Origin of the sequence: Xanthomonas citri pv. citri, assembly GCF_000961215.1 — a bacterium.
Lineage (GTDB): Bacteria > Pseudomonadota > Gammaproteobacteria > Xanthomonadales > Xanthomonadaceae > Xanthomonas > Xanthomonas cissicola.
The window spans coordinates 505272-520866 of record NZ_CP008998.1 but is presented as its reverse complement, the minus strand read 5'-3'; the positions used below and the strand labels follow the sequence as shown (position 1 = coordinate 520866).

General features: G+C 66.8%; 11 protein-coding genes. 2 read left to right on the top strand and 9 right to left on the bottom strand.

Features of this window, described 5'->3' with window-relative positions; genetic code table 11:
* Positions 1-23 precede the first annotated feature (23 nt).
* Positions 24-641 carry a TetR/AcrR family transcriptional regulator gene (locus AMD14_RS02760; RefSeq protein WP_011050317.1) on the bottom strand — a complete coding sequence of 206 codons (618 nt, stop codon included), beginning with the start codon at positions 639-641 and terminating at the stop codon, positions 24-26.
* 86 nt (positions 642-727) lie between these two features.
* On the opposite strand from AMD14_RS02760, the gene AMD14_RS02755 reads away from it, so the two are divergent.
* The gene (locus AMD14_RS02755) at positions 728-2239 is read left to right on the top strand and encodes an efflux transporter outer membrane subunit (protein ID WP_011050316.1); all 1512 of its coding nucleotides are present in this window, start codon (positions 728-730) and stop codon (positions 2237-2239) included.
* Positions 2240-2364: 125 nt separating this feature from the next.
* Here AMD14_RS02755 and AMD14_RS02750 read toward each other — a convergent pair whose 3' ends face one another.
* Positions 2365-2796 carry a VirK family protein gene (locus AMD14_RS02750; RefSeq protein ID WP_003486419.1) on the bottom strand — a complete coding sequence of 144 codons (432 nt, stop codon included), beginning with the start codon at positions 2794-2796 and terminating at the stop codon, positions 2365-2367.
* Positions 2797-3024: 228 nt separating this feature from the next.
* Complete coding sequence (locus AMD14_RS02740; RefSeq protein ID WP_005912665.1) at positions 3025-4434, bottom strand: FAD/NAD(P)-binding protein; 1410 nt, start codon at positions 4432-4434, stop codon at positions 3025-3027.
* 377 nt (positions 4435-4811) lie between these two features.
* Between AMD14_RS02740 and AMD14_RS02735 the strand changes: the two genes are divergently transcribed.
* Complete coding sequence (locus AMD14_RS02735; protein WP_005920064.1) at positions 4812-5570, top strand: SDR family NAD(P)-dependent oxidoreductase; 759 nt, start codon at positions 4812-4814, stop codon at positions 5568-5570.
* Between the two features lie 578 nt (positions 5571-6148).
* On the opposite strand, the gene AMD14_RS02730 is transcribed toward AMD14_RS02735, so the two are convergent.
* From AMD14_RS02730 to treZ, 6 genes are all read right to left on the bottom strand, one after another.
* A complete protein-coding gene (locus AMD14_RS02730; protein WP_015471655.1) occupies positions 6149-6781 on the bottom strand; it encodes an NAD(P)H-binding protein in 633 nt (210 codons plus the stop codon).
* A gap of 16 nt (positions 6782-6797) precedes the next feature.
* The gene (gene glgX / locus AMD14_RS02725) at positions 6798-8960 is read right to left on the bottom strand and encodes a glycogen debranching protein GlgX (protein WP_003486432.1); all 2163 of its coding nucleotides are present in this window, start codon (positions 8958-8960) and stop codon (positions 6798-6800) included.
* Positions 8961-9077: 117 nt separating this feature from the next.
* Positions 9078-9263: a DUF2934 domain-containing protein gene (locus AMD14_RS02720; protein WP_003486435.1), complete on the bottom strand. Its 186-nt coding sequence runs from the start codon at positions 9261-9263 to the stop codon at positions 9078-9080.
* 22 nt (positions 9264-9285) lie between these two features.
* Positions 9286-11895 (bottom strand): malto-oligosyltrehalose synthase, encoded by a 2610-nt coding sequence (gene treY, locus AMD14_RS02715; protein ID WP_011050312.1) that lies wholly within the window; start codon positions 11893-11895, stop codon positions 9286-9288.
* Complete coding sequence (locus AMD14_RS02710; RefSeq protein WP_011050311.1) at positions 11892-13841, bottom strand: 4-alpha-glucanotransferase; 1950 nt, start codon at positions 13839-13841, stop codon at positions 11892-11894. The genes treY and AMD14_RS02710 overlap by 4 nt, the downstream gene beginning before the upstream one ends.
* The gene (treZ, locus tag AMD14_RS02705; protein WP_011050310.1) at positions 13838-15595 is read right to left on the bottom strand and encodes a malto-oligosyltrehalose trehalohydrolase; all 1758 of its coding nucleotides are present in this window, start codon (positions 15593-15595) and stop codon (positions 13838-13840) included. Before treZ ends, AMD14_RS02710 begins: the two co-directional genes overlap by 4 nt.

The window sequence follows — 15595 nt, the reverse complement described above, 5'->3', positions numbered from 1 at the left end:
TCAGTCAATAGTCACAAAAGTTTTTACGGCGATAGGCTCCGCAATACCAGGCCGGACAACAGCAGCGGCACGTCGCCGGCATGCTCCAGGCTGTGCTGCAGCAGCACCGGATTGATGTATGGGCGCATCACCAGATAGATGGCCTGGGTCAGTTCGTCCAGCGGCGTCTTGCGCTCGAAGTCACCGTTCTGGCGCCCTTGCACCAGGATGTCCTGCAGCAGTGCCTGGATGTGGCCCTCGTACGCAATGACCGGCGGCCAGCGCTCGGTCGCGGCCGAGGTGGCGATCTCGTACAACTTGCGCTCGCGCGAGTACAGCCGCAGGCTCGCCTCGATAATCGCCCTGAAAAGGCTACGCAATTTCTCTGGCGGCGATGACGCAGCAGACACCGCGGCCAGCACGTCGGCCTCGATCTCCCCCAGACAGTGCGAGCAGATCATTTCGCCGATGGCCTGCTTGGATTCGAAGAACTTGTAGATGTAGGCCTTTGAAAAACCGATCTCCTTCGCCAGGTCGGACACGGCTGTCTTTTCGTAGCCATAGCGGCTGAAATGCTCGGTGGCGGCCACCACGATCTGGTCGCGGACATCGTGGTCGGCCGGGCCGCGGCCCGACACGGGATAGTTGGATGCTTTGCTCATCGCGACAGCTTAGCGCCGTCGCTACCGACTTTCAAAAGTGACTACTTCGTATTATAGTCACTGAACTTTCTCGGTCCGGCCCCGCCATGTCGTCACTCCGCACCCTCGCAGCGCTCGTTGTCGCCAGCCTCGTCACAGGTTGCGCGGTTGGTCCCGACTACGCCCGGCCGGAGGCGCCACTGCCGGACCGCTACATCGGCCAGGCGGATGTGGCACAGCGACAGGCCGCAGTGCCAACCGAGCTGTCGACCTGGAGGGACGGCTTCAACGATCCCGACCTAAGCCGCTACGTCAACGCGGCGCTGGCACAAAACCTGGACCTGGCCCAAGCCGGCGCGCGCGTGGACCCGGCGCGCGCCGGGCTGAGTGCCGCCACCGCCGCGCTGCTACCGGCGGGCAATGTGAGCGGCAGCGCCACGCGTGCCTACCAATCGCTGGAAACACCGTTGGGCCAGGTGCTCAACAGCACGCCCAACTTCGACCGCCATGCCAGTGTCTACGAAGCCAACCTGGGCGCCAGCTGGGAGCTCGATCTGTTCGGGGGCCTGCGCCGCGGCCGCCAGGCGGCCTTGGCCGACTACCAGGCCACCGAAGCAGGCGTCGCCGCCACCCGCCTGGCAGTCGCCGCGCAGACCGCCGATATCTACATCGGCGTCCGCGGCTTGCAGGCGCGGCTGGATGTGGCGCAGCGCCAGGTGGCCACCCAGCAGGGCCTGCTCTCGATGGTGACGCTCCTGCACGGCAAGGGCCTGGCCGCCGAGCTGCAACTGCAGCAGGCCCAGGGCGCGCTCGCGCAGGCGCAAGCCGGCGTGCCAGGTCTGGAAGCCGGCCTGGTTGCGGCAATGAACGCGCTGGACGCCATGCTTGGCGTGCCGCCGGGCACCCACCGCGCCGAGCTGTCGGCGGCGATCAAACCCATTCCGCCGGCCCCGCAGATCGCCGACAGCGGCGCCCCCGGCGACCTGCTACGGCGCCGGCCCGACCTGATCGTGGCCGAGCGCCGGCTGGCCGCCTCCAACGCGCGCATCGGCGTGGCGATGGCCGAGTACTACCCCAAATTTTCGCTCAGCGGCCTGCTTGGCAGCGCCACGGCCATCTCCGGTGCGAACCTGTTTACCGGCGACGCCGCGCAATCGTCCGGCGTGCTCGGCCTGCGCTGGCGGCTGTTCGACTTCGGCCGCATCAATGCACAGATCGCACAGGCCAAAGGCCAGCAAGCCGAACAACTGGCGGCTTATCGCCTGGCGGTGTTGCGCGCCACCGAAGACGTCGAAAATGCGTTCACCGCACTGATCAAACGCGAGCAGCAGGCAGTGGTGCTGACGCAAGGCGTGGACGCACTCGGCAAGGCGCGCGGCGCTTCTGCGCTGGCCTACGAAAAAGGCACGGTGAGCCTGATCGAAGTGCTCAACGCCGACGACAGCCTGCTAAGCGCCTCCGACGCGCTGGTGCAGGCGCGTACCGACGCGGCGCACAGCGCGGTGGCGACCTTCAAGGCGCTGGGCGGCGGTTGGCAGGCCGGCGGAGCGGATGCGGGTGCAATCGCTGTCGCAGTGGACAGCAATCGTCGACACGACGACACGACGGCAACCGAGTGAATGACGCGGCACGCTGCCGTTGAGGGGTAACTGCGCACGTGGCACCCCACTGCTGCCGATGCCGCCGCGCGCATGCAACCGCAAGAGCTGACCAACCGCGCGATCAGATGTCTTGTCAGCCATGCTCAATCGGCGTGGAAGCGCACGCCTGCATTGATCTTGCATTGATACGCCAACACCGGCCCGCGTTGCTGCAGGCCCGGCAAGTCGTACATGTAGGTGGTGAAGCGCAGCGTGTCATCCGGGCGCAATTGGTAGCGCATGAACTGCTGGATCGGCTTGCCGTCGTTGGCCACGGTGAAATGCGCATCGGAAAAGGCCACGGTACCGTCTGCGGTGATGCGATAGGCATCGATGTGGCGGCCGCCGCGGGTCTGGGTGGCCGGCGTGCCTTCTTCGGGCGTGCAACGTGCAAGGTCGGTGCTCACACTGACATCGTATCCGGCGTCCAGGGCAGCGAGAACCTCGGCGCGGTTATTCAGCGATTCGGTGGCCAGGGCAGGCAGCGCACACGCGCAAAGCGTGGCGAACAGCGCGGCAGGAACAAGACGTGGCATAGCAAACTCCAGGCAGAGAGGGATGCGGCGGCCCGGGCTTGCATGCGCCCAGGACCACCAACATGACCCAGTTTGTTCTGCATGGGCGCGCGGCACTACGCATCGCGCGGCATGAGTGCGCTTGCGGGTGGACGCCGTGCACAGATCCACATGTCGGCCACCACTGCGCATGCGCGGGCGGTGCGATACGCAGTCGAGATCGTCAAAGACCTCCCCCAATCTCTGCACCTACAGGCGCGCATTGACCTCGCGCCGCACTTGCTCGGGCGTGGGCTGTAACGCTGGCGTCGCGCCCAGCAACAAGCGGTCGGCCAGCGCACGCGTGGCCACGCGCAGCTCGGGCACGGCGGTGATTTCCCAGTACCTCCCCCGCAAGAGCGGCCCGACGCAATACAGTCCCGGCACGATTTGACCGGCGTTGTCGCGAACGCGCAACTGCGCATCGGTGTCAACGCCCAGGCCCAACGGATCGGCGCGCAACAGACCCGCTTCGCGCATGCCGGCGATCAAGGGATCGCTGGTGCGATCGATGTCGGTATCCAGCCCGGTGGCGCGAATCACTGCATCGTAATGACCAGTCTGCGCATCGGCAGAGCCGCGTGGGCGAATCACCGCTTCCACGCCATCGGGCACCCAGCGCGCACGCAGCAGGCGCGCAGAGACGATCTGCAACTGGCCCGATGCCTGCAACTGCGCCAGCTGTTCGGCGGCACCGGGCGCAACGCGATGCCGCGCCACTTCCCAATAGGGGCGCAGGTGCCGAAGGAAGCGCGCACGCTGGCTCAACTCCAGACGCTGCCACAGCGACTGCAGATGCGGGCGCAGCGCATCCACCACGCGACGCCAGTCATCGACCACCGCGCTGAGTTGACGCACCCCGCGCAGCAGACCGCGCAGGTCGGCGTCCTTGAGCGCACGCTGCAGATGCGGCGGCAATTCGAGCGGCGCGCCGGGCTGGCGCAGATGCGCCTGCGGGGCCAGTCCGCGCCGCGAAATCGCCAGCAAACGGCCGCGATGACCGCGCGTGTGCAAGGTCAGCGCCACGTCCACCATGGTCAGCCCGGTGCCGACGATCAATACATCGTCGTCCGGCGACAAACGCGCCAACGCCTCGCCCTGCCACGGCCAGCCGATATACCGCGGATGCACGCTCAAGCGTGGGCCGATACCCGCCAGCGCCTGCGGTTGCAAGGCGCCGACTGCGAGCACCACGCGATCGCTCTGGAAGGCATCGCCATTGGCCAGAAACACGCGGAAACCCTTGCGCACGCGCTCCACCGCCACTGCTTCCTGCGACAGCCGCATGATCGAGGCCTGCGCGCCGCTCACCGCCGCATCCAGCTCGCTACGCAGATAGTCGCCATAAGCCAGCCGCGGCAGGAACTCCAACCGGCCGCTCTCGCCCAGATGCAGGGTGTCGGCGAAGGCACCGGGCGCCTGCGCGTCGATGCCCAGATCCTTGGCACGCACGTTGAGCAGATGCTCCGGCCGCGCTGCGCCATAGGCGATCCCGCTACCGAAGGTCTCGGCCACGCCGACCAGGGTGATGCGTACCTGCGCATCGGCCGTCTGCGCCAGTGCACGGACCAGCGCGGTGCCGCAGAAGCCGGCGCCGATCACGGTGATATGGGTTTCCATGTGCAAATTCCGCTTGATGACTCGCACGTTGTGCCCGCAGCGCGTCGCCGGTGTGTAAACGTTTGGTTAGCGCCAAGCAATCAAAAACGCATGAGCTGATCGCCGGCAGTGATGAGGCAGGCGGGGCAGGCAACGCCGATCGTACGTGGCAGCGATATGACAGCGGTCGCCACCGTACGCGGTGTTGCTGCGTGCGTTTGCGCATGCCTGTTTTCTGCGGCGCTGCGCAATGCGGCGATGCGAACCGCTGCAGCCAATGTGCCCGTACAGCGCAAGCGTGCAGCGCGATCGTCGTCCGTGCCGCGCTGGCGATACGCGTGGCAACCCCGAAGCGCGCGGCTATCGGATAATGCGGCTTTCCAAACCGAGCAGCCGCCATGTCGAACACCGCACTCCGTCCGCAACGCGTATTGATTGCTGGCGGCAGCCGTGGCATCGGCCTGGCGATCGCCGAGGCGTTCGTGCGTCATGGCGCGCAGGTTTCGATCTGCGCGCGCAATGCCGCCGGTCTTGCACAGGCTGCAGACGCACTGGCAGCGCAGGGCGCCCCGGTGCATACACTGCCTTGCGACCTGGCAGACGCCACGCAGATCGATGCCTACGTGCACGCCGCAGCACAAGCGCTGGATGGGCTGGACGTGGTCATCAACAACGCTTCCGGCTTCGGCCATGGCAACGACGATGCAAGCTGGCAGGCCGGCCTGGAGATCGACCTGATGGCCGCAGTGCGCTGCAACCGCGCCGCGCTGCCGTATCTGCGTCGCAGCGATGCCGCGGTGATCCTCAACATCAGCTCGATCAACGCACAACGCCCTACCCCGCGCGCGATCGCCTATTCCACCGCCAAGGCCGCGCTCAACTACTACACCACCACCCTGGCTGCAGAGTTGGCGCGCGAGCGCATCCGCGTCAATGCAATCGCGCCTGGATCGATCGAGTTTCCCGATGGGCTCTGGGACACGCGCAGCCGCGAGCAGCCGGAGCTATACGCACGCATCCGCGACAGCATCCCGTTCGGTGGCTTCGGACAGGTGCAGCATGTTGCCGACGCGGCGTTGTTTCTGGCATCGCCACAGGCAAGTTGGATCACCGGGCAAGTGTTGGCCGTGGATGGCGGGCAGTCGTTGGGGGTGTAAGCACGATCTGCTGGCGGAGATACCGATCGGCTGTACGCGGATTCGTGGGAGCGTGCCTGCGCGCGACCAAGCGTCATCGGTAATCCCTCGTCGCGCGCAGGCACGCTCCTACATACTGCAGGCAATCAGTTCATCCATGCGCAACGTCCTCGCGACGAACGCAAATGCTGATGGATGGTGGCCAGTCGTTGGGAAAGCGAGCGCGTATTAGGGCTGGCGCGACGATGCCCCTCGGCGGCACGCGGATCCCTAGGAGCGTGCCTGCGCGCGACCAAGCGTCATCGGTAATCCCTCGTCGCGCGCAGGCACGCTCCTACATACTGCAGGCAATCAGTTCATCCATGCGCAACGTCCTCGCGACGAACGCAAATGCTGATGGATGGTGGCCAGTCGTTGGGAAAGCGAGCGCGTATTAGGGCTGGCGCGACGATGCCCCTCGGCGGCACGCGGATCCCTAGGAGCGTGCCTGCGCGCGACCAAGCTCCGTCGGCAACCCGTCGTCGCGCACAGGCACGCCCCACGACACGGCGGCTTGTCGCCTGTATCCGACGTCCTTGCAACAAAAAAGCGAGACAGCGTTAGCCAGCCAACTCCGCCGCCTCGACGCTGTGCTCACCCCGCGCCGGTGCCAGCGCAGCAGACACCATCGCCGCCGCGATCCGTTCGGCCGGATTGATGCGAAAACGCCGCGGCAGGAGCGGGCCGAGTGCGCCAAGGACGATACTGCCGATGTGCTCGCCGGTGCGAGGTTCTTCGCGTTCGCCGCCAATCAGGCCGGGCCGCACGAAGGTGAGCGAGGGGAAGCCGATCTCGCGCAGATCGCGTTCCAGCTCGCCCTTGACGCGGTTGTAGAAGATGCGCGACTGCGCGTTGGCGCCGGCCGCGGAGTTCAGCACGAAGACCGAGGTGCCTTGCGCGCAGGCGGCGCGCGCGATGGCGAGCGGGTAATCGTGGTCGATACGATAGAACGCGTCGCGCGAGCCGGCCTGTTTCATCGTGCTGCCCAACGCACAGATGGCCGCTTCCATGCGCGGTGCCGTCCAGTGATCGAGCCGTTCGAAGTCGATCACCTGGTTGCGCAACTTGGGGTGGATCTGCGCCAACGGCCGCCGCGTGATCGCGACCACGCCGGTGCAACGCGTATCGCCCAGCAATTGCTGCAGCACGTGCCTGCCGACCAGGCCGGTCGCCCCTGCCAACAGGACATCCATCAGGCCATCCTCGCCATCAGCGCGCTCCTTCGGAGACGATCCGCGCACTGCTGACGATGCGGTCGCGCTCCACGGCCAGCAGCGTCAGCGAATGCGCCGGGGCCTTCCATTCGCTGCCACCGGCCACCACGCGGCCGCCGTGGCGTGCGGTGTCCACCAGCACGCGCCAATGTTCGTCGTGCATGGCCGGCAGCGTAAACGACACGGCGGTGGAGGCGGCATTGATCAGCATCAACAGCGTCACGTTGGCGGCAATCTCGCGCAGGCCGGTGGTCGGCGAGCGACCATCCAGACGCAGCATCAGCGCGCGTGCTTCCGGGTCGTGCCAGCCGGCTTCATCCATCTCGGTGCCATTGGGCGCCAGCCAGGTCAGATCCTTCAGGCCTAGCGCTTCGTCGAACTTGCCGTCGAAGAAACGCGCGCGATGCAGCAGCGGGTAGCGCTGCCGGATGCGGATCAATCGGCGCACGAATGCGGCCTGGTCGGCGGCTGCGGCCTTGGTGGCGGCGGTCCAGTCGATCCAGGTCAGCTCGTTGTCCTGGCAATACGCGTTGTTGTTGCCGTTCTGGCTATGGCCGAACTCATCGCCGGCCAGCAGCATCGGCGTGCCCTGCGACAACAGCAAGGTGGCGAGCAGGTTGCGCATCTGCTGGCGACGCAGCTGCTTGATCGCCGGGTCGTTGGTCTCGCCTTCCACGCCATAGTTGGAGGAGATGTTGTGGTCGCTGCCGTCCCTGCCGTCTTCGCCATTGGCGAGGTTGTGCTTGCCTTCGTAGCTGACCAGATCGCGCAGGGTGAAGCCGTCATGCGCGGTGACGAAATTGACCGATGCGGTTGGGCGGCGGCCGCTGTGATCGAACAGGTCCGCAGAACCGGTGAGGCGCGTGGCCAACTCGGCCAGCTGGCCGCCGTCGCCGCGCCAGAACGCGCGCACGTTGTCGCGGAACTTGTCGTTCCATTCCACCCAGCCGGGCGGGAAGTTGCCTACCTGATAACCGCCGGGTCCGATATCCCACGGCTCGGCGATCAACTTGGTCTGGCTGAGCACCGGATCCTGGCGCACCGCATCCAGGAAACTGCCGGACGGATCGAAGCCATAGCGTTCGCGGCCCAGGATGCTGGCCAGGTCGAAACGGAAGCCGTCCACGTGCATTTCCTGTACCCAGTAACGCAACGAATCCATCACCATGCGCAGCGCGCCGACATTGGTGAGGTCGAAGGTGTTACCGGTACCGGTATCGTTGATGTAGAAGCGGCGATCGTCGGCCAGGCGGTAATAGCTGGCGTTGTCGATCCCCTTGAACGAGAGCGTGGGCCCGAGCTCGTTGCCTTCGGCAGTGTGGTTGTAGACCACGTCCAGCAGCACTTCCAGGCCGGCGTGATGCAGGCGCGCCACCATTTGCTTGAACTCGGCCACGGTGCGCGTGGACATGTAACGCGCCTGCGGGGCAAAAAAGCCCAGCGTGTTGTAGCCCCAGTAATTGCGCAGGCCTTTTTCCAGCAGATACTGATCGTCGACGAATGCATGTACCGGCAGCAATTCCACTGCGGTGACGCCGAGCGAACTGATGTGGTCGATCAATTCGTCGGTTTTCAGCGCCGAAAAGGTGCCGCGCTCTTCCGGCGGCACCGCCGGGTGCAACATGCTCAGGCCGCGTACGTGCGCTTCGTAGATCACCGTGCGGTTCCACGGCGTCTGCGGCGGGCGGTCCTGGCCCCAGGTGAAAGCCGGGTCGATCACCGCAGACTTGGGCATGAACGCGGCGCTGTCGCGGCGGTCGAAGCTCAGATCCTTGTCGCGATGACCGATGGTGTAGCCGAACAGGTGCGGCGCCCATTTGAGTTCGCCAACGATCTGCTTGGCATACGGGTCCAGCAACAATTTATTGTGATTGAAGCGGTGCCCGGCATCGGGCGCATATGGGCCGTGTACGCGGTAGCCGTACAACTGGCCAGGGCGTGCATCGGGCAGGTAGCCGTGCCAGACCTCGTCGGTGTATTCGGGGAGCGCAATGCGCTCCTGTTCGCGGCCACGTTCGTCGAACAGACACAGCTCCACCCGGGTGGCATTGCGCGAATACAGCGCGAAGTTGACGCCCAACCCATCCCAGGTGGCACCGAGCGGGTTGGGACGGCCTTCGCGAATGCGCGAGCGCTGGGTGAACTTGCGAGTGGCCATCGGTGACTCCTTAGAACGGTGAACGCAAACGGTGCGCGATTTTGCACTGGCGGAGCGATCCGCAGCACATGGCCCGGCCCGCAACAGGCCGGCCCATGCACGCGGCCAGACACGCCGTTACTGGCGTGCAGCGATCGGTGTGGCCGCGTACTCGGCGGCCTGTTCGGCGGCGCGCTCTTCAGCCTCCACCAGCCGCTCGGCCATGGCCCAATGGCGGTCCGCGTGCCCGTCCGGGCGGCCCTCCGCCTCCCAAATCTGCCGTGCCAACTGGGCAAGCCGCGCCTGCCGTTCCATGTCATTCATTGCGTACGTTTCTCTCGGGGGGTCAATTTTCTTGGGACAACAACACTGCCACCGGCGCACGTGCAAACAGCGTAGATAGCGCCACGCGGCCGCGCTGCGATTGCAGCGTGCTGCCATCGAGCACATTACGGTATGTGCCCTCGCCCAATGCCAACGACGCCTGACCCCAGGCGGCAGGCGCCACCAGCAACGGCAGATCGCCCTCGCCCTCGACGCCAGCGCCCAGCCGCGTGACGGCCACCACCAGCGACTGACCGCGGTACTGGCGGCGGAACGCCAGCACCTGCGCATCGCCGCTGACGGTCACGGTCAAGGGCTGGTAGTCGCCCTTCGCAAACAGCGCTGGAAATTCGCGCCGCAACTGCAGCAACAGCGCCGTCAGGCGCGCCTTGACCGCGCCATCGCGCCAGCTGCGCAGCAACGTGTTCCAGTCGCGCGCCTGCTGCAGCCACTGCTGGCGTTGGGCGTAGTCGACCGGGCGGCGGTTGTCCGGGTCCACCAGCGACAGATCCCAGCCTTCGGTGCCCTGGTACAGGTCGGGCACGCCGGGCACGGTCAGGCGCAAGGTGGTTTGCACCAGGCTGTTGCGTGCCCCAGCGGCAGCGATGTGGTTGCTGGCGCGCAGCAGCGCGCGCCGCAGCGGCAGCCCGGCGCGGCTGCACAGCACCTGCTCCACGGTGGCCTGCACGGCTTGCTCGTAGGTCGGCGCGCCGTCGGTCCAGCTGGTGTGCAGCTTGGCTTCGCGCACCGCCTTGAGCAGCCATTGCGCGATGCGCTCGGCGTAGTCGGCAAGCGGTTCGGTTTGGTCGGCGCCCAGGCCGATCGGCCACGCCGCCACCAGGGTCTGCCACAGCATCTGCTGGTCGCCACCGGCCAGGGCCGGCGATGCCAGCGCGTCGGCCAGCGCATCGAACTGGGCGCTCTGCTCGATCCACCAGCGCGGTTGCTCGGACAACACCGCCAGCCGCATGCGCAGGTCTTCGCCGCGCTTGTGGTCGTGCGTGGCGGTGGCCAGCAACGCGCGCGGGTAATGCTTGGCACGCTCGAGATTCTGCGCGTGGAACTCGGCCGCTTCGTTGGCGAAATGGGTGGGGTGGCTGCCGACCTCGTTGCGCGAGAGCAGCACGCCATGCCGGTAGAACGCGGTGTCTTCCACCGCCTTGGCATTGAGCGGTGCGGACAGCTGCTCCACGCGACGGCGCAGGATGCGCCGCAAGGCGATCTGCGCACGGTCTGCGCCGGCATCGTCGAGCAGCCACCGCTCGATCGCATCCACGGCGGCCACGATCGACTCCGGCATCCCGTCGCGCGCCTTTGCCGCGGTGGCGCGCAAACGCTCCGCTTCGCTGCCGGTGATACCCTTGGCACCGGCATAGGTGCGGTACACCGGGAACCAGCGCAGCAACACGCACAAGCCGCGCGCCAGCATCTGCGGGCTGAACTCGCGCGTGGGCGGATCCAGCCGCGCCAACGCCGACAATGCACCCACGGCGCGATTGAATTCGCTCTGCAGCGGGCCACGCAGGATTTCATCGCGGGCGGTGCGTTCTTCCTGCGCGAAGTCGCCACTGCGCCCGCTCACCTTCTGCCAGGCGCGCGCCAATGGCTTGAAGCCGGCCGCGTCGTGCAGCACGCCGCCCACCTGGTCCATGAAGTCGTAACCGGTGGTGCCATCGCACGGCCAGTCGGCCGGCAGGTGCTCGCCCGGTGCGAGGATCTTTTCCAGGTACAGGCCCAATGTGCCGGGCTTGAGCCCACGCGTGCGGCCGGCCGCATCCAGCCGGCTGCGCAACTTGCGCACATAGCCGGTGGGGTCGGTGAGCCCATCCACATGGTCGATGCGCAAGCCGTCCAGATGGCCTTCGGCCACCAGCCGCAGCGGCAACGCGTGCACCGCGTCGAACACCGCCGGCAATTCCACCCGCAAGGCCACCAGCGAGGTGATATCGAAGAAGCGGCGGTAGTTGAGCATGTCATTGCCCACGCGCCACCAGTTCAGGCGATACGGCTGGCGTTCGATCAACTTGTGCAGGCGGCCGTCGCCGCGTTTGGCGCCGTCGTTGTAGTCGCGCAGCCACTGCGCACGTGCGGCTTTTTCGGGGATGTCCAGCGTCTGCGGACGAATCGGGTAACGCTGGTCGTAATGCGCCAACGCTGCGCTGCCGTCGTCTTCGATCACCAGCGTGATCAGGCCTTCGGCCAGCGCCGTCGCATAGGGGCGATCCAGGACTGCCAGCCACAGCTTGCCGTCGCGCCCGGGCGCGCGCCAATCGATGTCGAACCAGTCGGCGTGCCTGGCGCTGCGGCCATTGCGCAGCACATCCCACCACCACCCATTCTGCGCATGCGTGGCCATGTGGTTGGGCACGATGTCGGCGATCAGGCCCATGCCGTGTTCGCGCGCGGCCTGCGAGAGCGCCACCAAGGCGTCTTCGCCGCCGAGTTCGGGATTGACCACGGTCGGGTCGATATTGTCGTAGCCATGCGTGGAGCCCGGCACGGCCGTGCCGATCGGCGACAGGTACAGGTGACTGATGCCCAGGCCTGCGTAGTACGGCACCTGCGCGAGCGCATCGTGCAGGGTGAAGCCGGCATGCAGCTGCAGGCGGGCGGTAGCGCGGAGGTCGATCATGGATGCGGTTCCGAAACGGCCGCGACGCGACGCGCCTCGGCAAAGCCCTGCAGCGCCGAACTCAGGCGCGCATGCGGCAAGGGATCGGGCAGGCGTCGACGCCAGTTGGGATGCACTTCGACGGTGCCCGGCAGGTTGGGTTGTTCGTCCAGAGCCAGTGCGTCTTCCACCGGCAACAAGGCCAGCGGCGAGACACTGGTGGCGGTGAAGCGCAACGCGCCCAGCAGCGGGGCGCGCGCATTGCTCAGGCCGGCGTGTTCGACAGCGGCATCCAGCCGTGCCACGTCCTTGTCGCGCGCGGCGGCATCGTCGCTGGCCTGTGCAGGCTGGATCAATTCCAGCTTGCGCCGCCATTCGATATCGCGGCCGGTGCGCCAGCCGGTGAGCGTGGGCAGATCGTGCGTGGTGGTGGTGGCGATCGCGTCCGGTCGCCACAGCGTCGGCGAGACGAATGCGCCATCATCGTTGCGCGTGAACATCAACACATCGATGCCCATCACCCCACGCTGCGAGAGTTCTTCGCGGATACCCGGCGGCACCACGCCCAGATCCTCGCCGATGACGATCGCCCGGTGCCGCCACGATTCCAGCGCGAGCAGGTTGAGCAGATCGTGCAACGGGTAGGCCAGATACGCACCTTCGTTGGAGCTGGCGCCATCGGGCACCACCCATAGCCGCATCAGGCCCAGGATGTGATCGATGCGGATGCCGCCGCGGTCGTGCAGCACCGCGCGCAGCAGCGCGATATACGGCGCGTAGCCGCTGCGCCGCAGCGCGGTGGGCGAGTACGCACCGATGCCCCAATGCTGACCATCGGCATTGAAGGCATCCGGCGGCGCGCCCAGTACCAGGCCGCGCAGCACGGTGTCGGCTGCTGCAGCGGCTTCGGCGCCGTTGGGGTCGAAGCCCACCGCCAGATCGGCGATCAAACCGATCTTCATGCCGCGCTCGTGCGCCTCGCGCTGCGCATCGGACCAGCTGCGCGCTGCCAGCCATTGCGTGAACACATGCAGCTGCGGATCGTTGTCGCCGAAATCCTGCGCAGCAAAGCGTGCAAAGCCCTCCAGTGCTGCGCCGCCTGCGTTGCGGAAGGCGACCAGATCGGCATGATCGGGCGAAACGCGCGTGTACAACTGGCGCAGCAATTCCCACTTGGCGTGCGCCGAGGCCTGCCAGTCGATCAATGCAGCGTTGTGCAAGCCATCGAAACGTTCGCGCAGGCCGGGCACCGCGTTGATTGCATCCAGCGCCAGTTCGCCAAGAATGCGCACCGGTGCGGCATGCAAGGGATCGAGAAAGCGGCGATCGCTGGGCGAATACGGGCTGTAAGCGCCCGTCACCGGGCGCGAGGCGTGCACCGGACTCAATGCCAGGGCGTCGGCGCCGGCCAAGGCCGCGTACCGCAACCATTCCACCGTGCCGGCGGCATCGCCGATACCGCCGTCATCCAGGCTGCGTGCCGAGTACACCTGCAGCGCCATGCCCCAGGCACGCGGCGATGGTTGGCCACAGGCATCGGCCACGCTGAAGCAGCGTGGCGGCGCCACGGCCACCTGCTGGGTGATCGCGCCGATCTGCAGCGTCCAGTAACCGAAACGCCGCGGCGCGCGCAGGTGTCCTTGCGCATCGGCGCGTGCGTCTTCGCTGGCGCCACTGTCGTCGGTCCAGCGGCCACCGGCGTGTGCCGCCACGCGCAACGGCAGCGGCTGGCCCACCTGCACCGTCAACAGTGGTGCGGCTTCAGTGGCCTGCGCCTGGCAGCGGCGCAGGCTATCGGCGCGTTGCGCCGCGGTGGCGGCCGGCAGTTCCAACGCGCTGAGCACTGCATGTACCGATTGCTCGCAGACCTGCCGCGGCTGGTCGCTGGCATCCACCCAATCCACCATCACCCCGGCCGCGGCGGCCAGGGTGCCGAGGTCGTCCCCACCGTGATCGCGCGCACTCATGCCTGCGCCTCGTGCCAGGCGATGAAGCCATCGACCGGCAATTGCCGCGCATCGGCAGCCACGTTTTCGACATGCGCCACGCGTCCGCGCAGCGGCGGCAATGGCACCGGCTGTGTGCCGACATTGAAGGCGATATGCCACAGCCCGCCCGGCAACTCCCAGGTGGCGGTCACCGCGCCATCGGCCAGCACGCTGGCACGCACGGCGCGCGCTTGCGCCAGCCCCGGCACCAGCCACTGACGACGCACGTCCAGCAGCGCCTTGAACCAGCTTGCCCACTGCGCGCCGTCGCCATGCGCGGCATCGGCAATCGGCGAACGCGAGGCCGCGAACGTGGCATGGCTGTTCGGGTCCGGAATGGTGGCGCGCTGGGCTTCATCGGCAAACGCGGCGAAGTGCGCGAACTCGCGCCGACGCCCTTCGCGCACCGCCTCGTCCAACGGTGGGCCGAAGTCGGTGAAGAACAGGAACGGTTGCTTGGCGCCCCACGGTTCGCCCATGAAGAACAGCGGAATCATCGGCGTCAATGCGGTCAGCGCCAAGGCCGCGCGCAAACGTTGCGGCGACACCAGCACGGTCAGCCGCTCGCCGCGGGCGCGGTTGCCGATCTGGTCGTGATTCTGCGCAAACACCACGAACTTGTGCGGTGGCAAGGCGCCACTGGGTTCGCCCCGCACATGGCCGCGCGGGTCTGGCTCGCCCTGATAGGCAAACCCTTCGCCCAGCACGCGCGCCAGGTGTTCAGTCGGCTTGTCGGCGAACGCAGCGTAATAGCCCTCCTCTTCGCCAGTGAGCAGCACGTGCAGTGCGTTATGGAAGTCGTCGTCCCACTGCGCGGTATAGCCACGCTGCAGTTGCGAGGCCTGGTTGGCCTCGTTTTCCAGCACCAGATGCACGTGCCGCCCGGCCGGCAGGCTGGCCTCGATGGTCTCGCGCAAGGTATCCAGGAACGCGTTCGGCGATATCGCATGCACCGCATCCAGGCGCAGGCCGTCGAAACCGTATTCGTGCAGCCACATCAGCGCGTTATCGAGAAAATACCGCTGCACCGGCGGCTTGCGGAAATCGATCGCCGCGCCCCACGGGGTGGGCTTGTCTTCGTTGAAGAACGGCGCGGCGTAGCTGTGCAGGTAATTGCCGTCCGGGCCGAAGTGGTTGTAGACCACATCCAGCAACACCATCAGGCCGTGCCCGTGCGCGGCATCGATCAGCGCCTTCAGTTCGTCCGGTGTGCCATAGGCTTCCACCGGTGCATACGGCAGTACGCCGTCGTAGCCCCAGTTGTGCGCGCCGGGAAACGCGCTCAACGGCATCAGTTCGACGGCGGTGATGCCCATTGCCGCCAGCTGCGGCAATTGCGCCTGCACACCGGCATAGCCGCCGCAGGTGCCGACATGCACTTCATAGATCACCGCCTCGTCCCACGGCCGCCCCTGCCACTGGGTGTTTTGCCAGGCATAGCCGTCGGTTGGCTGTACCGCGCTGGGGCCGTGCACGCCTTCGGGCTGCCAGCGTGAGGCCGGGTCCGGGACCGGCTCGCCGCCGTCGACGCTGTAGCGGTAACGCGCATCGGCGGCGCAGTCGATGAGGGCGCTGAAGAAACCGTCCTGTCCCGCCTGCAGCGCGCTGCGCGCGCCGTTGGCGAAGACCACGTCCACGTTCTTGGCTTCTGGAGCCCAGAGCGCAAAGCGCACCTGTCCCTCACCCGCCGGCCAGGCGCCCCAGGCCGGTGTGATCGCATCGCGCTGGTTCAT